The organism is Opitutus sp. sgz309028, assembly GCF_059821195.1.
On the sequence record NZ_JCAMRR010000003.1, the window covers coordinates 893,092 to 916,656 of the forward strand.

The 23,565-nt window shown below is 64.4% G+C and carries 20 protein-coding genes; 7 read left to right on the forward strand and 13 right to left on the reverse strand.

Going from position 1 to position 23,565, the window contains the following annotated elements:
- Positions 1-3: 3 nt before the first annotated feature.
- Complete coding sequence (locus tag AC6RV7_RS15260) at positions 4-1,290, reverse strand: WcaI family glycosyltransferase (RefSeq protein ID WP_500094881.1); 1,287 nt, start codon at positions 1,288-1,290, stop codon at positions 4-6.
- Between the two features lie 293 nt (positions 1,291-1,583).
- Here AC6RV7_RS15260 and AC6RV7_RS15265 point away from each other — a divergent pair, with 293 nt between their 5' ends.
- The 3 genes from AC6RV7_RS15265 (at position 1,584) to AC6RV7_RS15275 (ending at position 5,339) form a co-directional block, all read left to right on the forward strand.
- On the forward strand, positions 1,584-3,155 hold the full coding sequence (locus AC6RV7_RS15265) for a hypothetical protein (RefSeq protein ID WP_500094882.1): 1,572 nt from the start codon (positions 1,584-1,586) through the stop codon (positions 3,153-3,155).
- A gap of 82 nt (positions 3,156-3,237) precedes the next feature.
- Positions 3,238-3,948 carry a response regulator transcription factor gene (locus AC6RV7_RS15270; protein ID WP_500094883.1) on the forward strand — a complete coding sequence of 237 codons (711 nt, stop codon included), beginning with the start codon at positions 3,238-3,240 and terminating at the stop codon, positions 3,946-3,948.
- Positions 3,945-5,339, forward strand: coding sequence for an ATP-binding protein (locus tag AC6RV7_RS15275; protein ID WP_500094884.1), 1,395 nt, complete (start codon positions 3,945-3,947; stop codon positions 5,337-5,339). The genes AC6RV7_RS15270 and AC6RV7_RS15275 overlap by 4 nt, the downstream gene beginning before the upstream one ends.
- Here the strand turns inward: AC6RV7_RS15275 and AC6RV7_RS15280 are convergent, their stop codons facing one another.
- The 3 genes from AC6RV7_RS15280 to AC6RV7_RS15290 all read right to left on the reverse strand — a co-directional run bounded on the left by AC6RV7_RS15280 (position 5,340) and on the right by AC6RV7_RS15290 (position 9,807).
- The gene (locus AC6RV7_RS15280) at positions 5,340-6,266 is read right to left on the reverse strand and encodes a PfkB family carbohydrate kinase (RefSeq protein WP_500094885.1); all 927 of its coding nucleotides are present in this window, start codon (positions 6,264-6,266) and stop codon (positions 5,340-5,342) included.
- A complete protein-coding gene (locus tag AC6RV7_RS15285; RefSeq protein WP_500094886.1) occupies positions 6,259-8,352 on the reverse strand; it encodes an HAD-IIB family hydrolase in 2,094 nt (697 codons plus the stop codon). The genes AC6RV7_RS15280 and AC6RV7_RS15285 overlap by 8 nt, the downstream gene beginning before the upstream one ends.
- Positions 8,353-8,460: 108 nt before the next feature.
- On the reverse strand, positions 8,461-9,807 hold the full coding sequence (locus tag AC6RV7_RS15290; RefSeq protein WP_500094887.1) for a glycosyltransferase: 1,347 nt from the start codon (positions 9,805-9,807) through the stop codon (positions 8,461-8,463).
- Positions 9,808-10,128: 321 nt separating this feature from the next.
- Between AC6RV7_RS15290 and malQ the strand changes: the two genes are divergently transcribed.
- Positions 10,129-11,715 (forward strand): 4-alpha-glucanotransferase, encoded by a 1,587-nt coding sequence (gene malQ / locus AC6RV7_RS15295; RefSeq protein WP_500094888.1) that lies wholly within the window; start codon positions 10,129-10,131, stop codon positions 11,713-11,715.
- Between the two features lie 7 nt (positions 11,716-11,722).
- Here malQ and AC6RV7_RS15300 read toward each other — a convergent pair whose 3' ends face one another.
- The 9 genes from AC6RV7_RS15300 to AC6RV7_RS15340 all read right to left on the reverse strand — a co-directional run bounded on the left by AC6RV7_RS15300 (position 11,723) and on the right by AC6RV7_RS15340 (position 21,087).
- Positions 11,723-12,607 carry an alpha/beta fold hydrolase gene (locus tag AC6RV7_RS15300; protein WP_500094889.1) on the reverse strand — a complete coding sequence of 295 codons (885 nt, stop codon included), beginning with the start codon at positions 12,605-12,607 and terminating at the stop codon, positions 11,723-11,725.
- Between the two features lie 7 nt (positions 12,608-12,614).
- Entirely contained in the window at positions 12,615-13,640 is a 1,026-nt protein-coding gene (locus AC6RV7_RS15305; protein ID WP_500094890.1) for a 3-oxoacyl-ACP synthase III, read from the reverse strand.
- Entirely contained in the window at positions 13,637-14,473 is an 837-nt protein-coding gene (locus tag AC6RV7_RS15310) for an enoyl-ACP reductase FabI (RefSeq protein WP_500094891.1), read from the reverse strand. The genes AC6RV7_RS15305 and AC6RV7_RS15310 overlap by 4 nt, the downstream gene beginning before the upstream one ends.
- A gap of 20 nt (positions 14,474-14,493) precedes the next feature.
- Entirely contained in the window at positions 14,494-14,937 is a 444-nt protein-coding gene (locus tag AC6RV7_RS15315) for a 3-hydroxyacyl-ACP dehydratase FabZ family protein (protein WP_500094892.1), read from the reverse strand.
- Positions 14,938-15,418: 481 nt separating this feature from the next.
- Positions 15,419-16,867, reverse strand: coding sequence for a phytoene desaturase family protein (locus AC6RV7_RS15320; RefSeq protein WP_500094893.1), 1,449 nt, complete (start codon positions 16,865-16,867; stop codon positions 15,419-15,421).
- Between the two features lie 140 nt (positions 16,868-17,007).
- Positions 17,008-17,874: a sugar phosphate isomerase/epimerase family protein gene (locus AC6RV7_RS15325; RefSeq protein WP_500094894.1), complete on the reverse strand. Its 867-nt coding sequence runs from the start codon at positions 17,872-17,874 to the stop codon at positions 17,008-17,010.
- Between the two features lie 80 nt (positions 17,875-17,954).
- Positions 17,955-19,439, reverse strand: coding sequence for a phytoene desaturase family protein (locus tag AC6RV7_RS15330; RefSeq protein WP_500094895.1), 1,485 nt, complete (start codon positions 19,437-19,439; stop codon positions 17,955-17,957).
- A gap of 126 nt (positions 19,440-19,565) precedes the next feature.
- Positions 19,566-19,829, reverse strand: a complete 264-nt coding sequence (locus AC6RV7_RS15335) for an acyl carrier protein (RefSeq protein ID WP_500094896.1) — start codon at positions 19,827-19,829, stop codon at positions 19,566-19,568.
- Between the two features lie 19 nt (positions 19,830-19,848).
- Positions 19,849-21,087: a beta-ketoacyl-[acyl-carrier-protein] synthase family protein gene (locus tag AC6RV7_RS15340; RefSeq protein ID WP_500094897.1), complete on the reverse strand. Its 1,239-nt coding sequence runs from the start codon at positions 21,085-21,087 to the stop codon at positions 19,849-19,851.
- 192 nt (positions 21,088-21,279) lie between these two features.
- Between AC6RV7_RS15340 and galE the strand changes: the two genes are divergently transcribed.
- From galE to AC6RV7_RS15355, 3 genes are all read left to right on the forward strand, one after another.
- A complete protein-coding gene (gene galE, locus AC6RV7_RS15345) occupies positions 21,280-22,272 on the forward strand; it encodes a UDP-glucose 4-epimerase GalE (protein ID WP_500094898.1) in 993 nt (330 codons plus the stop codon).
- 125 nt (positions 22,273-22,397) lie between these two features.
- On the forward strand, positions 22,398-22,604 hold the full coding sequence (locus AC6RV7_RS15350) for a hypothetical protein (protein ID WP_500094899.1): 207 nt from the start codon (positions 22,398-22,400) through the stop codon (positions 22,602-22,604).
- A gap of 45 nt (positions 22,605-22,649) precedes the next feature.
- Positions 22,650-23,501, forward strand: a complete 852-nt coding sequence (locus AC6RV7_RS15355; RefSeq protein WP_500094900.1) for an MBL fold metallo-hydrolase — start codon at positions 22,650-22,652, stop codon at positions 23,499-23,501.
- The last annotated feature ends 64 nt before the right edge of the window (positions 23,502-23,565 follow it).

Below are 23,565 nucleotides of genomic sequence, written 5' to 3' on the forward strand. Positions count from 1 at the left end.
GCCTTAAAGTCGCGAAGGTTCGTGCTGTCCGACGATTTCGGACACTCCCGACGCTTCACCGGCAACGAGTTCGAGCTGGCGCGCGAACTGCGGCAGCACCGCCGCGGGACTGAACTGATTCACCCACCGCGTGCGTTCACGCCACGCGGCCAGCACGCTGCGATCCCGGTTGAGGCTGGCCAGCGCACCCGCGAGTGCGACCGCATCGCCCGGCGCGACGTTGGCGCCGAAACCGCCGTCGGCGACGGCGCGGGCCAGTTCGCTCGCGTCGTCCGCCACGGTGACCACCGGCACTTTCGCCTGCAGCAGCGACAACAGTTTACTGGGAAAGAAAAACTCTCCCGTGCCGCTCGCCTGCGTGATCAAACCCACATCGGTGTCGGCCAGCATCGAGGCGTAGTCGGCGTCGCTCAGCAGCGGCAGCAGGTGCAGATTCGGCAGCGCGAGCTTCCGAGCCCGCTCGGCCAGCGCCTCGCGCTCCGCGCCGGCGCCCGCGATCACGAGCGCGACGCGCCGGGCGAAGCGATCGCCGAGCATGAGCTGCCGGGCCGCTTCGAGCAGGATGTCGATGCCCTGCTTCTTTCCCAGATTGCCCGAATAGACCGCGAGCAGATCGTCCTCCCGCACGCCGAACTTGCGGCGAAACTCGCCGGCCGCGACGGGCATCGCGGCACCGCCCGAATTCCGCAGCCAGTTCGGGAAATAGATCCGGCGGCGGTCCGGCACGCCCTTGCGCTGAAACTCGCTCATCATGCCGTCGGAGATGCCCGACACCGCCGCCGCGTGATCGTAGGCGAAGCGTTCGAGCGCGAAGAGCACGCGGATAAAGCCCCGGCTCTTCACCATCCCGAGTCCCACCGCGGCCCCGGGTTGCAGGTCCTGCACGTGAAACACATAGCGACTGCGCTTCAGCCGCGTCGCGATCCACGCGAAAAATCCCAGCACCAACGGCGGGCTGACGACAAAGTAAACGTCCGCGCGCGACAGGAACAGCACGCGCAGCAGCGAACTGAGGCCGAAGCTCAGCTCGTGAAAAATCCGCCGCAGCGTCGTCGCGCGGCCCGGCACATATTGCGCGCAGCGAACCACACGCACGCCGTTGATCGTTTCGGTCCGGTAAAGCCGGCCGCGGTCTCCCGGCTCCTTCCGCCAGTGCGGATAATACGGGAAACCCGTCACGACGGTGACATCGTGATCGGCGCGCGAAAGATATTCCGCGAGCTCCGTGTTGTAGGGCGCGATGCCCGTGGCTTCCGGGTGATAGTTGATGCCCCAAAGGACAATTTTCATGTGGAGTGGAGGAGCTGGTGTTGATGGCTTCCCGCGGAACTTCGTGTCCGGAGCGCGACACCGAAGCGCGCGGTCGCCCGACGACGACCGCTTCGCGGATTAAGTCACCGCTACGTTAGCGATGAACGCGTCACCTCGGAATCGGGCGGCTTCCGCTCCGAAAACGCGGCGCCCCCTGAGCGCCCGCCTCGCGAATCACCGATGCCGATTGTCGGGGATTGTCTGATTTTCGCCCACAGCGCGGAACATCTGTTCTTCCGGCCCCGCCGCATTGGAACTTCAGCCGTCCGCCGATGCTCAATGGTCGCGTCGTGCCAGCTTCGTTCGCGCCTCTCCTGCGGCGGACCGTGCCGCTTTGCCTGCTGCTTGCAGTTGCCACTGCGGGCCGCGCCGCGGACGGCGTCATTTCCGACGTGCGCCGCTTCGGGGCCGTCGGCGATGGACAACTTCACCGCGTGAGCGAATGGATCGAGGCGGGGCGGTTCCGCAACCTGCGGGCGCTGCAAAAACAATTCCCCTTCGTCGATTCGACCGACTGGAGCGTAGACGAGGTCGCGTTCGTCCTCGCGAAGGAATCGCTCCCGCCCGAGGGCGGGACGATCCACTTCCCTGCGGGCCACTACGTGAGCGGCCGATATCCGTGGCGGATCTGGCGCAGCCACGTCCGGCTCACCGGCGATGGCGCCGACCGCACCACCCTTTCCACCGCGCCCGGAATTGACGACGGCCTGAGCGTCGCGCCCTACCGCCACGCCGGCTGGCGGGAGGGTGCAAACCGGGAGTATCCGTTTTCCGGTGACAGCGGTCGCGCCGGCGATCGCCGGATCCGGTTGACGCGGGCCGAATGGACGGACGAGTTCAAGCCCGGCGAGCTCGTTTTTGTCCGCAACGGCGCCAACCGTTTCGACCAGGACTACGGCGAGTTCAACGAAGTCGAAGCCGTGGAATCCGGCGGCATCCTGCGTCTGAAACATGCGCTGGCGCGGGACTACACCCTCGCGAGCGTCAACTGGGCGGCCGAGGTCGCCGAAGCCTTCCAGCTGCCGAAGCCGAACGGCGAGGTCGACGTGAAGATCCGCACCGGCGAAGGCTTTTTCACGCCGCCGGAACGGTGTGTCGTGACCATCGGCGAGAATATCTTTCGGGTGAGAAAAGCCTGGCGCGACACGCTGATCCTGCAGAACCGCGGACGCGCCAACGCCCCGCGGGGCACCGTCATCCCGGCCGGGGAGAAGATCGCGAAGTCACGCACCATTCTAAAGCTCACGCGCAGCACCCGCGATTTCCGTTGCGAGAATCTGACGATCGTCGGACGCCGCAAAGCCGTGAACATTTCCAACAGCTACGAGGTCGCGTTTGCGGACTGCGTGTTCATCCGCGATCTCCGCGAGGGCGGTTTCACGGGCGGGCTCACGATCGATGGCGACGGCGGACGTTTCGCGCGTTTCGACCGCTGCGAAGTGATCGCACGTCCGGCCGTGGGGATGCAGTTCGCCCGTTCGTTCGGCGACGTGGAATTCATCGCGTGCCGGTTTCGCGATACGAACGTCGCGTTCACGGAATTCAACTTCGCGTGCACGGTCGTCGATTCCGACTTCGACGTCACCGGCACGCCGGCGCTGCAGAATGTGGCGATCGTCGGCGGTTCCTGCGGCGATCTGCGCCTCGAGGGCAATCGGATCAAGGCCCGCGGCGTGCGCGCCATTTTCGACGCGGTGTCGGACATCCACTCGCAGAAGCACGGGAGCGGCGGTCAGGTGATACTTCGCGGCAACCGGATCGAAACGGAAAAAGCGACGCAGGTGTTTCCCGCCGCACCGCCGGGCCGCTTGGTGCTGGAGGAAAATCACGTGCAGGCCGACTGAGGGCGGCGAACAGAGAACTTGAAGCGGCATCGCGCGCTCGCAGGCTGTGAGCAAATCCGTGAGTTCAGAGCCCTGTCCCCTCTTGTCATCCAATGTTTCCAGCTCTCTCGCCCGCGTCCTGATCGTCGAGGACGAAGGGAAAACGCGCGCGTCGATCGCAGAAGGACTCGAGCTTGAGGGCTGGTCGGTGACGGTCGCCGCGAGCGGAGCCGAAGCCATGTCTCTGCTGGAGGCGCAGGCGTGCGATCTCATCGTGCTCGATCGCATGCTGCCGGATCGCGACGGCTTGAGCGTGCTGCGGCACATCCGGCAGCGCGGTAATCACACGCCCGTTCTCGTGTTGACGGCCCGCGACAGCGTCGCGGATCGAGTGACCGGACTGGAAAGCGGCGCCGATGACTACCTTGCGAAGCCGTTTGCGTTTGCCGAACTGGTGGCGCGCTGCCGCGCGCTGCTGCGCCGCCCGATCCTGAGCAGCGACCAGTTCCTGCGCTGCGAGGATCTGCAGCTCGACACGCGCGCACGGATCGCGATGCGCGGGAACCAGCCGATTGCGCTCACGCCGCGCGAGGTGGATATCCTCGAATACCTCCTGCGCTATCAGGGCCAGATCGTGACGCGGGAGATGCTCGAGCGCGATGTATGGAAGCAGAGCCATCGCTTCACCTCGCTCGATAACGTGATCGACGTACAGATCATGCGGCTGCGCAAGAAGGTCGATTTTGAAGGCTCGCAAAAGCTCATCCACACGCTGCGCGGCCGCGGCTACCGGCTGGGCAAGGAGGAAGAGTGAGACACTGGTGGCGGCAGCGCACGCTGCGTTTCCGCCTCGCCACCTGGTATGCGCTCGGCGGCGTGCTGCTTTTATCGGCGTTCAGCACGACGCTCTACTTTTTCGTCGCGCGCCGCGTCGCCCAGCCGCTCGACGAGCAACTCCGCTCGGACCTCGCCGCGATTCAACAACACCTGACCATCGCCCCGAACGGCGACGTCCGGTGGGATGGTGCGTCGCTCGAGAGCGACAGGGCCGAAACCCGCGCGATCCCCTGGTTCGAACTCTGGGACGAACACGGCGAACTCGTCATGCGTTTCTGGCATCTCGACGAGAGCCGCTTCGAAAGGCTGCCGGCCGCACCGGCGAAAAACCGCGAGACGGTGTCGATCTTCAACGTCGCCTCGGACCTGCAGCTGCGGGTGCTCTCCGTGCCGTTCGCCGGTCCCGCCGATCGCCCGTGGATGATCCGCGTCATGCGCATCCACGAACGGGTGGCGGATGCGCTGCGCGCGCTGCTCCTGATCATCGTACTCGCCTTGCCCGCCGTGATCGCGCTGCTGGTGTTCGGCGGCTACGCGATCACGCGCCGCTGGCTGAAACCGCTCGATCAAATGGTCGAACAGGCGCGTCGTATCACCGCGGAGGATCTGAGCCGCCGCCTGACCGTCGACAATCCGAACGACGAACTCGGGCAGCTCGCGACGGTGTTCAACGTCACCCTCGAGCGATTGGAGAACTCGTTCATCGCGCTCGACCGTTTTGTCGCCGACGCGTCGCACGAGCTGCGCACGCCGCTGACAACCTTGCGTAGTGTCGGCGAAGTCGGACTGCGACGCAGCCGGACGCTCAACGAATATCGCGAGATCATCGCGAGCATGCTGGAGGAGTCGGAGCGCCTGCAGTTATTGATTCAGCGGCTGCTCGAACTCGCGAGCGCGGGGGCGCAGAACGTGCGCTTCCAGCCGGTGGATCTCGACGATTGCGTCAGCCGCTGCCTCGGCGAACTCGGCGTGCTTGCCGAGGCCAAGGGGCAGCAGATCGCGTTCGTATCGGACCGCTGCACGCTCGCGACGGATCCCGTCATCTTCCGCCAGGCGCTGCAGAACCTGGTCGACAACGCCATCAAATATTCTCCGGAGCAGTCGACGATCCGCGTCACGATCGAAAGCCAGCCCAACCGCTGCGTCGTCAGCGTGAGCGATGAAGGCCCGGGCATTCCCGCGGAGCAACGCGAGCGCATCACCGACCGGTTCTATCGCGTCGACAGCGGACGCAGCCGCCGCGACGGCGGCTTCGGTCTCGGTTTGGCGATCACCCACGCCTACATGCGTTTGTTGGGCGGATCGCTCGAATACGCGCCGGCCGTGCCGCGCGGCAGCATCTTCCGGCTGATCCTCCCCCGCTCCTGATCAGGCGGTTCCGGCGAGCACCTTGGAAATGTCGTAGTCGGGCGTCGCGCCGTCCTGGCTGGCGACGAATTCGCCCAAGCGGCAGGCCTGGCGTAACGCGATCGCCGGCGTGGCCTCTCGGGCGAGCAGTGCGCCCAGCAGGCCGCCGAGAAAGGCATCTCCCGCTCCGACGGTATCGCGCACCTCGATCGGCCGCGCCTTCTCCCAAAACCAGGCGCCGTCCCATAACAGCCCGGCACCGCGGGCACCGGCGGTCACGCAGATGCGTGCGAGGCCGTAACGTTCGCCGATGTCCCGGGCAGCGCGGGCCAGCTCGGCGGGACGCAGCCGCGGACGTTGCGCGAGGCGCGCGAGTTCCTCGTCGTTGAGCTTGAGCAACTGGGCGGAACGCAGCACCCGGTTCGTCACCGCCGGCGTGTCGAACGGCGGACGAAAATTGAGATCCACGACGCGCAGCGCATCGGGCCACGCAGCGAAAAGCGCGTCCAGCGCGGCGCGGTTCGCGGGCTCCCGCAACGCCAGCGTGCCATGCACGATCGCAGCCGGTGCGGGAGAAAGTCGCCGCAGCCGCGGCGTGACCGGTATCCGATCCCACGCGACACGGCGGGCGATCTCGTAGCGGGCCACGCCGGCGTCGTCGAGCGCCGCGCGCACGGTCCCCGTGGGACGATCCCGCAAGCGCGCGATGAAGCGCGTGTCCACGCCCCCGTTCGCGACGCGGCGCAGCGCCTCTTCGCCGAGGAAATCCGCGCCCACGGCGGTGACGGGCACCACCCGCAGTCCCTGCCGGGCGAGATGATACGCGGCGTTGATCGGCGCCCCGCCGAGAAACAGCCCGCGCGGCAGGCAATCCCACAGCACCTCGCCGAAGCAGGCAACGACCGGCTTCGACTTCGCGGTGCGAGAGTTCGCCGCTCCCTTACTCATCGCGAATCGAATCCGGGCCGACGTGCAGTTCCTGGCACGCGCGCAGGTAGGCGGCGGCCGACCAGGCCTGATAGGCCTTGCCCATGGGGCGGCCGGTGACGCCGTGCACCCACTCGTTGAACTCCCACGTGTGGTTTTTCCCGAGCTGGTTCACCCGCGCGAGCTTCACGAGCTCGTTGCGCGCGATGTCGTGCAGGCCGAGCCGGTGCACGAAACGCACCCACATGCCGCCGATGAACGGCCAGATGCCGCCGTTGTGGTAATGATGCGGCAGGTTGAGCAAGTTGACCGTGTAATACGCACGCCAGTCGGGATCGCCGGATTGCACCGCGGGATAGAGATTCGCGACCGGAAACGGATCGTTCACGCCGACGCCCCACATGAAGCGAAACGCGGTGCGGGCGCGTTCGACGTCGATCACGTTGGTGAGAAACGCGAGGACGTTGCCGAGGACGTCGCAGCGCCAGTTGAAGCTGAACGGCGTGATCTCGGCCAAAAGATACTGAGAATCGCCGAGCGAGGTCTGCCGGTCCGCAAAGGTGCTCGTGTGATTGCCGTCGACGCGCGTGGTCGGCCAGAACGCGACCTTGATCTTGCCGGCAATGTATTGCGACCAGCGGAGGTAGTCCGCCGCGCGGGGAAAATCGCGCTGGTATTCGAGCAGTCGGCCGAAGCAGACGTTGGCGCGATACCAGAGCACCTCGTCGTAGAGCACGTGATAGCTGCGTCCGAACAAGTCGGTCCAGTCGCCGGCTTCCGGCACTTCGATCAGACCATCGGTGTTGCTGTCGTGCGCCGACAGCCAGTCCATGATCCGCTGCAGCCGGCCGGAATTCTCCGTGAGGAAGTTCATATCGCCGGTTTGCGTCACATAATGATAGACCGCGATGATCAGCCAGAGGCCGCTGTCGATGGAGCAGATGCCGCCGATGCCGGAGTATTCGGGCTGGAGCGTTTCGATCCGGACATTGGCCGGCACCTGCCCGGTGGGGCTGACGGCGTTGATCAATGTCTGCAAGGTCCGGAGCTGCGCTTCGCGGATGTCGGGATCGTCCATCTCGATCGTCTGCACGATCGTGAAACAACCGTCGCGCGCCCAGATGCTGCGGTAATTGACGTCGGTCCCGACGACCACGTTGTCCGCCAGCGAACAGGCCGAGAAGCCAAGCGGCGTGATGTTTTTACGCAGTGCCACAAGCGCGTGCTCGTAGCCGGTCGCGATCAGTTCGCGATCCTCGGGACTGAGCGAGCGAAACGCTTCCGGGCCGAACAGCATGCCCTTCCACGCACCGGCGGCCCGGTCGCGCGGCGGGAGGCTGCGCGGCGGCGGGGCCTCGGGAATGACCCCGTAGTGCTGCAGTCCCTCGAGCACGCCGTCGGCCATGATCTGGCGCGTGACCAGCACCGGCAGGTGCACGACCGCCTCGAAGAGCTCGGGCTGTGCGTTCTCGACCGCGATGCCTTTTACCCCCGGAACGAGAAACATGCTGCTGTCGTTGCCGGTGTCGCCGGCCACGACCACCTGGTCGAGCGGGATGCCAAGTCGCGCGCAAAGCCACATCAGGGCATTGCCCTTCGTGGCGCGGGCCGGGAGCACGTCCAGGTCTCGCAAACTTGAATACACGACCGAGACCTGCAGTCCCGCCTCCTGCAGCCGGCGCTGCAATTCCGCGATGTTCTCGCGACTGGCGTGATGCCAATACCAGCTCGATTTGTAGGGGTGCAGGAACTCGGGCGGCTGGCGTTCGACGCCCGGAGTCGAGCTGACGATTTCCTCCACCATGGCCAGATCCCAACCTTCGCCGAATTGGGAGCCGAAGTCCGCCAGCTCAGCCCGGCGCCGCGGGTCGAACAGTTCGGTGCCGACGCCACCGATGATGAAATCGGGATCGGGCAGCTTGCGCGCGGCGACCAGGGAGCGCACGTCCTTCACCGAGCGACCGGTGTTGTAGACGAGGTAAGGGCGCTGGCCCTCGAGGCGGTCCCACGTCTGCTTGAAACGTTCCGTGGATTCGGGATTGCCCAGGAGTGTGCCGTCGAGATCGGAGGAAAAGAGGCGGATGGCGGCGGTGCCTTCGGTGGACATGCGCGCACTATTACCACCGACGCGCGTTGCACAACTTCTCTTCGCAACCCGGCGCGGCTTCGCATCCTCGGGCCGCAGATTTTCGGAAGCGGTGGACGCCATGCCCGCTCAATCCAGATCGTTCCAGGGCTCGTCCCACTCCTTGTCGTCGAGCGTCAGCGCGGTCGACGGCCGGTGTTCGACCGCCGCGACGAGTTGCTGGGCAATGCCGGTCCACGTGAACAGGCTGCGGGCCTTGTGCGCGCCCATGCGGGACAGACGGCTGCGCAGTCGCGAGTGACGGAAAACTTTCGCCATCGTGATCCCGAGATCCTCCTTGTCGAACGGGTCGGCAAAAAGCGCGTGCCGTCCGAACGAGAGCGCGCGATACAATCCGCCGTGCACCGTCACCACGGTCGGCGTGCCGGACGCCATCGCCTCGATCGCCGTCATGCCGAACGGTTCGTAGCGGCTGGAGAGAACGAACATGTCGGCCGCCCGATAATAGTCCGGGAGTTCCTCCTCGCTGATGAACGAGCCGAACTTGATGCGATCCGCAGCGGAAGACTTCGCCGCCAGCTCCTTCAATTCGTCGAAGAATTTCTGCTCGGCCTCGTTCAGGTCCGCACCACCGATCGCGAAATACAGGTTCGCCGTCGGTTCGCGTTGCGCCACGAGGCTGAATGCCTCGATCAGCAGGTCGTAGCCCTTGTTGCGCGCGAGTCGGCCGAGCGCGAGCACGACGGAGCCGCTGAAGCCGAGCCGCTGGCGGATCGCCTCGCGACTCGCCTCGCCGACCGGATAAAAACGATTGTCGTCGTAACCCGGCGGGACCATGCGCACCCGCTCCGGGGCCACGCCATAGTCGTTGATGATGAAATCGAGCTGGGGCGGCGTCGTGGCCACGACGAGACTGCAGTCGGCGTAAAGCTTGCGCTCGTCGCGCACGCGCCGGGAGAAGTTGTATTGTTTCTCGAACTTCGCGCTGTCGCCGGGATAGTCCCGCTCCATCTGACGCTGCTTCCACAAGCCGAGCGAGTGCGGCGTGTGGATGTGCGGCACGTTCAGCACCTCGGCCAGATGCTGGCCGGCCACGCCGGCGTCCCAGTAGTGGCTGTTGATGAATTCGTATTTGAGGCCGTTCTTCTGGATGAACCGCAGCGCGTTTTCGCCCCATTCGTCGATGTGCTCGACGAGGTATTCCTTCGGTAGAAATTCGTTGCCGCCGCAGCGCGCGCGAATCACGCGCACGCGATCGTTCACCTGGTCGAACTCCGGCTGGTCCTCGAACCGGCGGGTCCAGATGTCCACCTCGTAGCCGAGTTGGGCGAGTTTCTTGGAGAGCTCCAGCACGTAGACCACCTGTCCGCCGGTGTCGGCCGCGCCGAGCGGCGGCACGGCGGCGACGTAGCCGTGCGTTGAAATCATTGCGATTCGGGGGAGCTGACTGTCAGCTCTGAGTACGTTGTTCGTCATAAAGCATGGAGGCGGTGAAGACATCCGCCCGCAAAGAAGGTGCGCATCGTCAGACTCCACTGGAGTCACTGCGTTGGCCGGATGGCCGTCACCGTTGGGTTCAACCTGAGCACAACTCCCTGTGCAACAAGGTCCACCACCTGACGTTTATGTCAGCGTCTGCCAGCGCGCCAAATCCGGAAAATCTTCCCGGATTTCACACGACCCCGGTTTCCCGGTCCTGAGGTCATGGAAACGACGGCCGGCCAAGACTCGCCGGCGCCATGCGGCCGCTTTACTTCGTTTCGCCCGCCTCCGAAGCTGCATTCCGACCTCCTCACCATGGCGACTCCACTTTCTTCCACCGCCGCCGGTCCCCAAGTGTTCAACTGGCTCGACGAACGGATCGCGGGCGTGCTGCTCCACCCCACTGCACTGCCGAGCCGCTACGGCGTCGGCGCCTTCGATCAGGCAGCGATCGAGCTGCTCGAATTCTTCGCCGCCGCCGGCATCAAGGCCTGGCAGCTGTGCCCGCTGGGCCCCACCGGCTTCGGCGATTCGCCCTACCAGTGCTTTTCGGCCTTCGCCGGCAACCCTTACCTGATCGATCCGGGTGCGCTCGTCGCGGCCGGCTTGCTGAAGGAGGAGGCGCTGCAGCCGCTGCGTGCGCTGAGTCAGGACCGCGTCGACTTCGGCGCGCTGTATCAGCTCAAACTGCCGATCCTGTTCTCCGCGCACGCGGCGTGGAAACGCGATTCGAAGCGCCCGCTGCCGTATGGGTCTTTCGACACGTTTCGGGAGCGGCATGCAAACTGGCTCCCCGGCTACAGTCTCTTCTCGGCGATCAAGGAGCATTTCAACGGCCAGCCCTGGTGGGAGTGGCCGGCGGAGGTCCGCTCGCTGGAGCGCGCACGGAAATCGCCGCTCGCCGGCCAGGTGGCCGCGCGCGCCGAGGCGTATGAATTCGTCCAATACCTCTTTTTCGGCCAATGGGTCCGGCTCCGGCAGCGCGCCGCCGACCTCGACATCACGATCATTGGCGATGCGCCGATCTTCGCGGCGATCGACAGCGCCGACGTCTGGGCGCATCCGCAACTGTTCCGGCTCGATCCCGCGACGTCGCGACCGACGGTCGTTGCCGGGGTGCCGCCGGATTATTTTTCGGCCGACGGTCAGCTCTGGGGCAATCCGCTCTATGACTGGCCCGCGCACGCCGCCGAGGATTACGCGTGGTGGTTCGACCGCCTGCGCGCGAATTTCGAACTCTACGACGTCGTCCGCATCGATCATTTCCGCGCGTTCGACACCTATTGGGCCATCCCTGCCGGAGCGCCGAATGCCCGCACCGGAAAATGGGAACCGGGACCGGGGCTGCCCTTCTTTCAACGCCTGCGCGAACGCCTGCCGCACGCAAAGCTGATCGCGGAGGACCTCGGCGACCTCAGTCCCTCGGTGATCACGCTCCGCGAGGCCACCGGCCTGCCCGGCATGGCGATCCTGCAGTTCGCCTTCGGCAGCGGTGCCGACAACCTCTACCTGCCGCACAATCTCCGCGCCAACAGTGCCGTGTATCCAGGCACTCACGACAACGACACCACCCTGGGCTGGTATGCGTCCATCGACGAGCCGACGCGCGACCACGTGCGCCGCTACCTCCGCGTAAGCGGGCGTGAGATCGGCTGGGATTTCATTCGCGCCGCCTACGGCGCCGTCAGCAATCTCGCGATCGTGCCACTGCAGGACCTGCTTTCCCTGGGCTCCGCGGCGCGCTTCAACAAACCCGGTACCTCGCAAGGCAACTGGTCGTGGCGCTACCAGGCCGAACAGTTGCGCAGTCTTCGCGAAGGCGCCTCCCCCTACCTGCGCGAACTCGCCGGTCTCTATGGCCGCGAAGGCAAAAAGCAGCCCGCACCGGCCCCACAGGAATAATCCGCGCTCAACGCAGAAATTCGACGATGCGCGGCAGCACTTCGTCCCGCGCATCGTCAAGCACGTAGTGCCCGGCGTCCGCCATGCGGTGCACCGCGGCCTGCGACAGCAGTTCGCGCCAGCGGCCGAGAAAGCGGTCGTTGAAACAAAAATCCCGGCCGCCCCACTCGATCATCACCGGCTTGTCCCGCAGTCGCGCCAGATTCGCCTCGACCGCCGTGAGAGTGGACCAGCTGCGATGCGTGGCGTTCATCGGGATGTCCTGCACGAACGCGCTCACCGCGACGCGATGCGCCCACGAATCGTAGGGGAACAGATACCCGCGCTTCTCGTCCGTCGTGAGCCGGCGCCGGTGCATCGCCATCCAGGTCGCCGGCCACGCAAAGCCGTTCGCGCCGCGCACGAGCAAGGGTCCGAGCAGCGGCGCCTTGCAGAGCGCGATCCGCGCCGGGAGGTGCGGCGACACAAACGCCGCCGTATTCAAAATCACGATGCGCCCTACCCGCTCCGGTCGTCGCCCCGCGACGCCGCAGCCGATCGCGCCACCCCAGTCGTGCACCACCAGGTCGATGTGTTTGACCCCGAGCCGGTCGATCAACGCCTCGACGTCGGCGATCCGCGTCGCGAGCGAATAGTCATAGTTCTCCGGCTTCTCCGACAGTCCCATGCCGACGTGATCCGGCACGAGACAGCGGCGTGTCGGCGCGAGCGCGCGGACCAGGTCGCGATAATAGAACGACCACGTCGGATTGCCGTGGAGCATGAGCACGGCGGAATCGGTGCGCGGCCCTTCGTCAAGGAAGCTCATCCGCGCGCCGCCGGCGGTCGTGAACGTGTGCGGCGAAAACGGATACAGCGGCGCGAGCCACGCGGGGATCGTCGGGGCGCTCATGTTCGGCTCACCACTCCAGCGCCAGCATCAGGCAGTTGAGGCCGCTGCCGATGCCCAGCAGACCGACGCGATCGCCCTCGCGCACCGCGCCCGCTTCGATTCCGAGCGCGAGGGTCGCAGGTAGCGCCACCGATCCGGTGTTACCCAGCGTTTCGAAGGTCGAAAAGTCCTTCGCCAGGTCGAGCCCGAGCGTTTCGTAGAGTTTTCGCCGGTGCACGCTGCCGACCTGGTGGCAGACGAAGCGATCGAACGCGTCGCCGTGCTCGCGCGTGAAATCGGCCCACGTTTCGCGCGCCAGCGCCACGCCGGCGAGCAGCAGTTGCTCGGAGTCGGTCTGCATCGCGAGCGATTCCGCGCCGTAGGTGTCGCCCTGGCAAAGATCGCTGTGCTGCGTCGCCGCGCGGGCGACGCCGCCCAGCAGCCGGTGCGCGCGGCCGCGGACGAGCGAGCGGTGACAGACCACCGCACCGACCGCGCCCGAACCGATCGTCAGGTTGGCGAAATACGGTTTGATCTCGTTGCGGCTCAGCGGCCGGTCGACGAGAGTCCGCAGCGTCTGCTCGACCAGCGGGCGTCCATTTTCTCCGGATACAATCAACGCGCAGCGGATCTGGCCGCTTTCGATCAGCCCGGCCGCGAGCGTGAGCGAGTTGAGAAAGCCGAGACAGGCATTGGAAACGTCGAGGATCTGCGCCGTGCCCGGCAGACCGATCTTGCGATGGGCGAACGACGCGGTCGCCGGCTCGAGCATGTCGCGGCTGACCGCGGCGTGGATGAACAGATCGACCTGCTCCGCCGCGACGCCCGAACGCGCGAGCACGGCGCGACCCGCGGCCGCACTCGCGTCGGACGGATGCGTGCCGGCGGGCCACATGCGGCGCTCGCGGATTCCGGTCATCAGTTCGAGCCGGCCTTCCGGCAGCTTCAGCCGTTCGTAAAGCGGGCGCAGCCGCTCCTCGATCGAGGCGGAGGTCCAGATCTCGTCCGGCAGCGCGACGGCGATCGCTTCGAGGCAAACGTGCTCGAATTTCATGCGTTGCCCGAACTTGGAGCGGCGCCGGGCGGCCGCATCGCCAACCGGATGATTTCCTTGTCGAAATAGTTCGAGCCCAAGCCGGCATCGACCACGAGCGTGGCGCCATTGATGCCGCTGCTCCGCTCGCTCAACAGGAAAAGCGCGGTGTCCGCCACCTCCTGCGTCGAGAGATTGCGTTTCCGAAACGTGAGTTTTTCGGCGTAGAGATAACTTTCCAGATAACCGGGAATGCCCGCCGAGGCGCTGGTTTTCAGCGGACCCGCGCCGACGACGTTGAAGCGCACTTCGGTATCGGCGCTGAAGGACTTCGCCAGAAAGCGCGAAGCCGACTCGAGCGCGGCCTTGATCGGGCCCATGTAGCCGTAGTTGTCAGGCGTGACCACGAGCGACGAAATGCCGATCGTGACGACCGACGCGTTGCGCGCGAGGTGCGGCTTGAAGGCGTTGGCAATCTCCACGAGCGAGAACGCCGAGATCGCGGTCGCCTGCAGAAAATCCGCGCGTTTCGTTTCGTGAAACGGTTTGAAGCCCTCGCTGTAGTTCGCGAAGGCGATCGAGTGCACGAGGCCGTGGATCGGCCCAAAACTCTCGGCGGCGATCTGCGTCGCGAGCTTCGCGGCGGCGCCGTCGTGCTCCACGTCGCAGAGAAAAACCGGCTTTCCAGCGAGCAGCGTCTGGAGCGAGCTCTTGCGCGCTTCGGAGCGCACGCTGTAGATCACGCGGGCGCCCTGCTCTTCGAGCGATTTGGCGACGAACCACGCGACGCTCTTGCGATTGGCGACGCCGAAGACGACGAAGGTTTTGCCGCTGAGCTGGAGAAAATCGGCCATGGAAGTGTGCGCGGCGCGGCTCAGGCTTTCGCTTCCGGCGTTTTCCACGCGACGGCAAAGTCGACCGTCAGCACGCGTTTCTCGCCGCTCTTGATGCTACCGCTCATCATCGTGAAGCCGCCCAGCGCTTCCTTGCGTTTCACCTCGATGACGATCGTCTCCCCCGGAAAAACCGGATTCCGAAAACGCACATCGCTGATCTTCGCGAGCAGTGGCACGCCCTCGCCCGGCTTCGCGCCGGCGGCCGCAGCCTGACGCGACATGAACAGCGCACCGGTTTGAAAGACCGCTTCGCAGAGGAGCACACCCGGCGTGATCGGCGCGCCGGGATAATGGCCGCGGTAAAAATCCTCGTCCGCGCGAAACGTCCGCTTCGTCACGAGTCCGTCGGCCGATTCCGAGACGATCTCGTCGACAAACAAAAACGGCGGGCGATGAGGGATGAGATCGGTGACTTGGCTCATGGACGTGGGAAGTGAAGAGATGGGGGTGGAAATTGAGTTACACAGAGGGCACGAGAGGAAACACAGAGGTCACGGAGAAAGGCAGACTCTTTGAAAATCACTCTGTGCTCTCTGTGCCACCTCGTGTGTCCTCTGTGTAACTATTCAGCTATGCCTTGGCTCTTGGAATTGAGAAATGAGGAGAATGGATGGGGAATTTAAATTACACAGAGGGCACGAGAGGAAACACAGAGGTCACGGAGAAAGGCAGACTCTTTGAAAATCACTCTGTGCTCTTTGTGCCACCTCGTGTGTCCTCTGTGTAACTATTCAGCTATGCCTTGGCTCTTGGAATTGAGAAATGAGGAGAATGATGGGGAATTTAAGTTACACAGAGGGCACAAGAGGATGCACGGAGGTCACGGAGAAAGGCCGACTCTCGAAAAATCACTCTGTGCTCTCTGTGCCACCTCTCGTGCCCTCTGTGTAACTACTCAGTCTTTCAGCCGATCGCGGTGGCTGACTTCATCGCGTGCAGCGCCTTGTCGATCTTGTTGGCCACGATCACGCCATAATTGATGGTGCCGAGCCAGCCGGACATGATGATGCCGACCGAGCCCGCGTGATACAGGCCGGGCAGTTTCTCCGACAGGTCCATCGACACCTTCAGCCCTTCGAATTTCGTGCCGAACGACGTGCCGCCCATGTGCGTCGTGTAACGCTCGATCGTGCGCGGCGTGGCGGCCTCCTTCCAATCAATCTTGGCGCGGACGTCCGGGATGAACTTTTCCAGCGCCGCGATCGATTCCTCGATCAGCCGCTCCTTCTCGCGTTCGTAATCCTCCTCGGATAGTGCATTCCAGTCGGCGTATTGACTGTTCAACGACACGACCACGGTGTAGCGGTCCGAGCCTGGACGCGTGTCGGGATAATAAACCGAAAACGTCCGGCTCGTGGTGTTGAAATGCGTCAGCTCCTGGCTGCTGAATTTCGGATTCGCCGACGTGAACACCAGATCCCCGATGTGCGGAATGCTCTCGCCCTTGCGGATACCGAGATACACCTGGCACGAGCTCGAATTGATCCGCACCGCCTTGGCCGCCGCGATGTAGTCGGGCGGAAAATTCTCCTCTCCGGCCAGCCGGAGAATCGTGTTCTTGATGTTGGCGTTGGACAGGATCGCCTTGGCCCGAATCACGCGGCCGCCGGGGGCGACCACGCCGCAGGCGACCTTCTGGCCGTCGCGTTCCTCGACGAGAATCTTCTCGATGAGAACTTTCTTCCGCAGCTCGACGCCGTTGCGCTTCAGCTCGGCGACCATTTTTTCGATCAGCAGGTCCGAGCCGCCGCGGAACGTGTAGACGCCGGCGCCCATGAAGTTCGAGAACACGATCCCGTAGGTGATCGCCGGATCGTCGAGCGTGGAGCCGTTGGCGTAAGCGATCGGCTCCATCAGCAGTCGCTTCACGTCGTCGCGTCCCGGGAAGAACCGTTCGAGCATCTCGCCGGTCGTTTCCGCGTTGTTGTCGTAATAATTCATCGCGCGGAGGTAGTCGTAGAACGACTCCACCTTTTCGCGCGCCAGCCCGAACTGCTCGACCAGCACCCGCGTGTAGTCCTCGCGCGTGAACGTCGTCCACACGTCCATCTGCGGGTTGACGAAGCGGATGTCCTTCAGCTGGACGATCGAGTCGGCGATCTCTTTCGACCAGTATTTGCGACAGGACTTGATCATGCCGGACGGAAATCCGTGCAGCGAGATGTCGAAAATGTGTCCGCCCTTGCGCGTGAACCACGTGGCGAGCCCGCCGAATTGATAATGATGCTCGAGCAGCAGCACGCGGTGGCCGGACTTGGCCAGCACGTTCGCGCCGGTGAGTCCGCCCAGACCGCTGCCGATCACGATCACATCGTAGTCGTCGGCAACTCCTTTGAGCCAGTCGTAAGCCATGAAAGCGGATCAGTGAAGAGGCTGCGGATGCCAGCGCAAGGGGTTTCAGGCCCGCCCGAAACGCAAACGGCTCCGCCGAGGCGGAGCCGAATGACAATCGTGCCCGAAAACGGGCGAACGCGCTCGACGTTTCCGCCGAATCAGAGCTTCAGCCCGCGCAGGTAGGACAGGCTCTTCGGGATGCACTGCAGCGCGGCGGGCGTTTCGTCTTCGATCAGGTAATGCTGCACACCGACCTTTTGCGCGGTGCGGAGGACGTTGGGCCAGTCGATCTGACCTTCGCCGACCGGCACGTTGTCGGTCGGCGGCGCGCCACCGGTGGAGAGGCCGGTGACGGCGCCCTTGCGAATATCTTTTACGTGCAGGAGCGCCCAACGCTTGCCGTATTTCTCCAGCATTTTCACCGGATCCTGGCCGGCGTGAAAGACCCAGAACACGTCCATCTCAAACACGACATTCTTCGGATCCGTTTCGCTCGCGAACACGTCGAACGCCGTCTCGCCGGGCTTGCTCTGCGACGGCACGAACTCGAAACCGTGCGGGTGCACGCCGAGCTTGAGGCCGGCCTTGCTCACGATCTTGCCCCAGGCGTTGAAATCCGCCGCCAGTTTGCGCGCCTGCGCGTCGTCGAAGCCGGATTTCTCGTGCGGCAGCCAGGGGCAGATGATGTAGGTCGCGCCGATCGTCTTGGCGGCTTTGATCGCGCCATCGAGATCGTTCTTGAGCGCGTCGTAGCCGTAGTGCGCGCCGATCGCTTTCAGGCCGCGCGTTTTCAGCTCCGCGGCGTATTGCTCGGCCGTGAGGTCGCCAAAGCCTGCCGTCTCCACTTCGGTGAGGCCGTAGTTTTTCACGAGGTCGAGCGACTTCAGCGGACCGCTTTCCTTCGTGGTTTCGCGGAGGCTCCACATTTGGATGCCGAGGTGGTCCTTGAAATCGGGACCTTTGGCGAACGCGGTCGCGGCAAGGGCCAAAATCGGAACGAGCAAACAAGCCAGTTTGGTTTTCATGGGGTGAACGGCTCTGACGTTCGCGCGGGTCAAAGGTTTTGCAAGCGCCAGCCGGCAGCGCTTTCCCGCCGATGGCTTACTCAACTCCCCCCGCCCGCCGCTTCCTTCTGCAGAATGTGGTAATTCGCCATCGAGATCCCGCTCAGCATCGCGCCGACGATCCCGAGAAATCCCTGATCCGTGCCGCAAAGGTAAACGTTGGCCAGCTCCGTGCGGCCCTGGCGGTGCTTCACCGGGGAGCCGTAGATCGCGCCGCCGAAATGGCCGGTGAACTTCGTGATCGTGAGCGGCGTGAACATGTCGGTGGTCAGCGTTGCGTCCGCGATCCGCCCCGGATCCGCGGACTCCGGCAAAAACCGGAGCGCCGAATGCTGCACCGCGTCAAACCAGCGCGCTTTATCGGCGCGATAGTGGTCCTCGCCCAAGTCCACCCATCGATCGTAATTGGCCAGGCAGGTAACGCGCAGGATGCCTTCGCGCAGCTGACGCTCCGCGCCGAAATCGAAATTGTTCGGAATGCAGATCACGCCGCTGCGCGGATCGACCTGGTCGTCCGGCCGCGCGTAATCGAAACGCGCGGAGTCGTTGAAAAACACGATCGTGTCGCCGCCCAAGCCGAGGTCCGCCGGCTGGCGATCGAACACGCTGATCGTTTCGACAAACGACAGCCGGCCGATCTCGCGCGTCGAGGACGCGTTTTCCTCCGATTCGGATTCCGGCGGCGGAGCCGCGCGGCCGAGTTCGATCAAGCGTTCGGTTTCCGGCGCGCCGATCGACGACAACACGTGGTTCGCCGTGATCTCCTCGCCGCTGTCCAGCACGAGCGCGGCCGCCCTGCCCGCGCGCGCCACGATCCGCTGCACGCCGCATTTCATCCGCCGCTCGCCGCCGGCGGCGCGGTATTTTTCGAGCAGCACGCGCAGGATCACGCGCACGCCGTCGAACGGCCGCGCGAAGCCTTCGAGAAACAGCGCCTTGAACATGATCGCGAACTGCCCGAACTCCATGTCGCGCTCCTGCGCGCTGCCGTAATACATCACCGGACAAAACAGCATGTCCTCGAGCAGCGGATCCGTGAGGTGCCGCCGCACCACGGTGCGCGCGGATTCGGGCGCGGCGTCGAGCGACACGTCGTCGTAGGTGCGGATCGCCGCGACGAGCTGACGAAATCCATCGATCTGCTGCGGGAAAGCGCGCGCGACCTCCGCTTCAAACAACGCGAAATCGTTCGAGAACCGCAGACTCGTCTCACCGTGCGGTCCGAAGGCAACGCGCGACTGGCGCTGTTCGCACAGATCGAGTTCGGCGCGATCGATGCGGAGCTGGCGCAGGAGCTTCGTGAGCGGCGAGCCCTTCACGCCGGGCTTCACGAAGTTCGTCATCGCGTGCAGGCCCACGTCGAATTTCCGCCCGGCGAGGCTGTAGAAGCCGTTGAGGCCGCCGACGGCGTTGTGCCGTTCGAAAATGCACACCTTCTTTCCAAAATGCGCCAGCCGGATGCCCGCCGCGAGGCCGGACATGCCCGCGCCGATGATGACGACGTCGTAGTGCGAGGAGGTGTTCACGAGGGAAAGTGAGGTCTCAAGCGGTCGTCGCCGACGCTATGTTGCGAGGCCGGCGACGTCCTTTCGATGAGACAAAAAAGCCGGGCTGGAAAGCCCGGCTTGAAAACATGCGTCGCGTTCGGGCGCTCAGCTTTTGCCGGCGAGCGCGTTGAACTTCGGCGTGAGGTATTCCGCGGAGCTGTCGAGGGATGCGAGCTGCAGGTAATCCTTCTCCGGCACCTCGATGCCGTAGCGCTTGCGGAGCTCCATGACGATGTCGAGGAAGTCCATGGAATCGAGCTGCAGCTGATCGCGAAGGCGAACGTCCGGCTTCACGTTGCTCAAATCCTCGTCAGGGGCGATATCGGCGATGATGTCGAGCACCACCTTCTTGCATTCGTCTTTGGTCATTTTGATCTGAGGCGCGGAATTAGGCGCGAAAACGTTTAACAATCAACGTGGAATTTATTCCGAGCATCCCGAAAGAATTGTTCAGGATGGTTTCCACTTTCGCAACCGTGCGCGGCTGGTTCAACACCAGGTTAGGCAACGCACACGCGGGATCGAGGTCGTCGACGTTGATCGTGGGGTGAACCGTGAGGTCCTCGAATGACGGCAGGTTGCCCGCGAGCTCGAGCGCACCCGCCGCGCCCATGCAGTGGCCGATGTAGCTTTTGGTGTTGTTGATGTAGGTGTCGGGGCAGTTCTCGCCGAACACGGCGCGGATCGCCTCGCACTCCTGGATGTCGCCGAGCGGCGTCGCGGTGGCGTGGGTGTTGACGAGATGGATGTCGGCCGGCGTCAGGCCCGCGCGCGCGATCGCCGCGCGAATGCACTCTTCCTGCCGCGCCGGATTCGGCAGCACGTAATCGCTCGCGTCGGAGTTGACGTGATAGCCCGCGATCTCGCCGTAGATCTTCGCGCCGCGCGCCTGCGCGTCCTCGAGCCGCTCGAGCGTGAACAAGCCGCCGCCTTCGCTGATGACGATGCCGTTGCGGGCCTTGTCGAACGGACGCGACGCCTGATGCGGGTCCTCGTGGGTCGCGAGGGCGTTCTGCGATTTGAAGCCCGCGAAGATACCGAAAGTATGGATACTCTCGCTCACGCCGCCGCAGATCGCGAAATCGACTTCGCCGAGCCGCAGCATCTGCGTCGCGTGGATCAGGCCGAGATTTCCCGCCGCGCACGCCGCGCCGATCGTGTAGGACGGACCGGTGACACCGAGGTTGAGCGAGGTCTCGCCGGCCGGATTATTGGCGACGGTGCGCGGGTTGTGGTAGTGCGACCAGAACTTCGTGTCGTAATTGAATTTCGAGATGTTGTAGATCTCGTTTTCCGTCTCGACGTTGCCGTGCTCGGTGCAGCCGATGTAGATGCCGACGCGATCCTTGGGCACCGCGTCCCAATTCACGCCGCTGTCCGCGAGCGCTTCGCGCGCGCAGTAGATGCTGATGCTGCCGGCGCGCGTGCCGACGCGCACTTCCTTCTTTTTCTGGTAGCGCAGCGGATCGTAGTGGCACACGCCGGCGAGCTGCGGGCCCATGTAGCGGATGTCGATGCGCTCGATTCCGGCTTTGCCCTCCAGCAGGTTGCGGCGGAATTCGGCAAGCGAGTTGCCGTTCGGGGCGGTCAACCCGACTCCTGTGATGACGATGCGCGCTGGCTTCATGAATTGGACAAAACGGCAATGGCTACGAAAGCCGCGGGCGAAAGCAATCTTTCCAGACACGGTTCGTCACCCGGACGCGTTTCCCGCGACAAATCCGCGGAGTAAAATCGCTCCGTGGCGAACGTCCGTCGGCGGGATTTGTCATTGCGAGGCGGTTCGTAACACCGCAATCCATCTGACTCCTACTTCCTTATGAATGTTCTCGTCGTAGGTGGCGCCGGCTACATCGGCAGTCACTGTGTTCGCCAGCTCATCGCCGCGGGCCATCGCCCGGTGGTGCTGGATAATCTCGTTTACGGCCACCGGCAGGCCGTCTCCGCGGACATTCCGTTTTACAACGCGAATCTCGGCGACGAAGCAGCGGTCGGCCGCATCCTGCGCGACGAGAAGATTGAAATCGTGATGCACTTCGCCGCGTATTGTTACGTCGGCGAATCTGTCACCGATCCGCTCAAGTATTATTTCAACAACGTCGACGCCACGCTGCACCTCCTCAGCGCGATGATCGCGGCGGACGTGAAGAAGTTCGTGTTCTCGTCGACCTGCGCGACGTTCGGCATCCCCGCGACGCTGCCGATCCACGAAAACCTGCCGCAGGCGCCGATCAATCCCTACGGCCAGACGAAGCTCGACGTCGAGAATCTGCTGAAAGCCCTCGCCCACGCGCACGGACTCAGCTTCGCGGCGTTCCGCTATTTCAACGCCGCCGGTGCGTCGGAGGACGGCTCGATCGGCGAGGACCACGATCCCGAGACGCACCTGATTCCCGTCGCGATCGACGTCGCCGTTGGCAAGCGCCCTCACCTGCAGCTGTTCGGCACGGATTATCCGACGCCCGACGGCACCTGCCTGCGCGACTACGTGCACGTCGACGACCTCAGCCGCGCGCACATCGCCGTATTCGATAAACTGGGACAGCCGGGTGCGCAGTTTTTCTACAATCTTGGCACGGGCAAACCGACCTCGAATCGCGAAGTCATCCGCGCGGTCGAAAAGGTCACGGGCAAGCCGGTCAAGGTCGTCGAAAGTCCGCGCCGCGCCGGCGATCCGCCGGCCCTCTACGCCGACTCGGCGAAAGCCCAGCGCGAGCTCGGCTGGAAAGTGAAATATCCCGACATCGAATCGATCGTCGCCAGCGCGTGGAAGTGGCACGCGGCCCACCCGCGCGGCTACGCCGACCGCTGAGTCGAGTGGTCGAAATCCGCGGCGGGAGATACGTCCCGCCGCGTCGTGTCGGTGTCAGGCGCGTTCAATTTTTGACACACAAAATTCGGGAAACCATTTCGGCTGAAGGGACGTCGGAAAAGCCCATGGACGCTCCCTCGTCACTGCCTCCCCACGTGTTGGATGAAGATTTGCAGATCGTGCGCGCGACGCTCGCGACGATTTCCGGCGACGTCAGCCGCCTCTCTCCCGATGCCGGCCGCGCCGTTTCCGACGCGCTCGAAAAGATCGACGAAGCGCACGCGGAGTTTGTGCGAAGTTCCTTTGCGCCGGCCGGCTGCAGCAGCCGGTGAGTTGCGGATAAAGCCGGGATGTCGCGAGCGCGCTTTTTGCGGCAGATGATTTTCGACGGGCGCGGTCCGCCGGCAGCGCCGCGGCATCGGCCCGATCCCGCCAGCTGGAGCGACCGCGCCGTAACGGGCAGTTGTCTCGGACATTCGACGGTGTTGCTGAATTTTCTCGGGGTGTGGGTGCTGACGGATCCGGTGCTGTTCCGTCGCGTCGGGCCCGGCATTCCGCCGTTCGTGCTCGGACCGAAGCGATATTTCGCGCCGGCGCTTCGCGCGAAGGAGATCCCGCCGCCGGATCTGATTCTGCTCAGCCACGCTCATTTCGATCACCTCGATGTCTGGAGCCTGCGGAAGTTTCGCCGCGACACGCCGATCGTCACTGCCCGGGCCACGCGCGATATCCTGCAGCGGCATCGCTTCCGCCAGGTGCATGAACTCGACTGGGGCCAATCGCTGCCGGTGAAAACCCGCGCGGGAGAGGTGCGCGTCACCGCGCTCGAAGTGTCGCATTGGGGCGCGCGGCTGTTGCGCGACCATCACCGTGGCTACAACGGCTACCTGCTCGAGCGCGAGGGGCGTTCCATTTGTTTCGCGGGAGACACGGCCTACACGCGCGCCTTTGCGCGGCTGCGCTCACGCGTCGATTCGCTCGATCTCATGCTGATGCCGATCGGCGCTTACGATCCGTGGATTCGCGCGCATTGCAGTCCGGAGCAGGCGCTCGACATGGCGCAGCAAGCCGGCGCGCGGTCCTTCGTCCCGATTCACCACGAAACCTTCAAGCTGAGCTCCGAGCCGATGGACGAGCCCGCGCGGCGGATTCGGGCTGCGTTCCGCGGACGTGACGATCAACTGCTCGCCGTCAACGTCGGGGAAACATTTCGCGTCCCCGAACGTTGAGCGGATCGAACTAATACCCGAAGGAGGCTCGTGGGGCGGAACGGTCTCCTCCATGAAACCCACG

Excerpts from the sequence above, each read along its gene's own strand:
- AC6RV7_RS15260 (WP_500094881.1), bottom strand. The coding sequence starts at position 1,290 with ATGAAAATTGTCCTTTGGGGCATCAACTATCACCCGGAAGCCACGGGC.
- AC6RV7_RS15265 (WP_500094882.1), top strand. The coding sequence starts at position 1,584 with ATGCTCAATGGTCGCGTCGTGCCAGCTTCGTTCGCGCCTCTCCTGCGG.
- AC6RV7_RS15280 (WP_500094885.1), bottom strand. The coding sequence starts at position 6,266 with ATGAGTAAGGGAGCGGCGAACTCTCGCACCGCGAAGTCGAAGCCGGTC.
- AC6RV7_RS15285 (WP_500094886.1), bottom strand. The coding sequence starts at position 8,352 with ATGTCCACCGAAGGCACCGCCGCCATCCGCCTCTTTTCCTCCGATCTC.
- AC6RV7_RS15290 (WP_500094887.1), bottom strand. The coding sequence starts at position 9,807 with ATGACGAACAACGTACTCAGAGCTGACAGTCAGCTCCCCCGAATCGCA.
- malQ (WP_500094888.1), top strand. The coding sequence starts at position 10,129 with ATGGCGACTCCACTTTCTTCCACCGCCGCCGGTCCCCAAGTGTTCAAC.
- AC6RV7_RS15300 (WP_500094889.1), bottom strand. The coding sequence starts at position 12,607 with ATGAGCGCCCCGACGATCCCCGCGTGGCTCGCGCCGCTGTATCCGTTT.
- AC6RV7_RS15305 (WP_500094890.1), bottom strand. The coding sequence starts at position 13,640 with ATGAAATTCGAGCACGTTTGCCTCGAAGCGATCGCCGTCGCGCTGCCG.
- AC6RV7_RS15310 (WP_500094891.1), bottom strand. The coding sequence starts at position 14,473 with ATGGCCGATTTTCTCCAGCTCAGCGGCAAAACCTTCGTCGTCTTCGGC.
- AC6RV7_RS15315 (WP_500094892.1), bottom strand. The coding sequence starts at position 14,937 with ATGAGCCAAGTCACCGATCTCATCCCTCATCGCCCGCCGTTTTTGTTT.
- AC6RV7_RS15320 (WP_500094893.1), bottom strand. The coding sequence starts at position 16,867 with ATGGCTTACGACTGGCTCAAAGGAGTTGCCGACGACTACGATGTGATC.
- AC6RV7_RS15325 (WP_500094894.1), bottom strand. The coding sequence starts at position 17,874 with ATGAAAACCAAACTGGCTTGTTTGCTCGTTCCGATTTTGGCCCTTGCC.
- AC6RV7_RS15335 (WP_500094896.1), bottom strand. The coding sequence starts at position 19,829 with ATGACCAAAGACGAATGCAAGAAGGTGGTGCTCGACATCATCGCCGAT.
- AC6RV7_RS15340 (WP_500094897.1), bottom strand. The coding sequence starts at position 21,087 with ATGAAGCCAGCGCGCATCGTCATCACAGGAGTCGGGTTGACCGCCCCG.
- galE (WP_500094898.1), top strand. The coding sequence starts at position 21,280 with ATGAATGTTCTCGTCGTAGGTGGCGCCGGCTACATCGGCAGTCACTGT.
- AC6RV7_RS15350 (WP_500094899.1), top strand. The coding sequence starts at position 22,398 with ATGGACGCTCCCTCGTCACTGCCTCCCCACGTGTTGGATGAAGATTTG.
- AC6RV7_RS15355 (WP_500094900.1), top strand. The coding sequence starts at position 22,650 with ATGATTTTCGACGGGCGCGGTCCGCCGGCAGCGCCGCGGCATCGGCCC.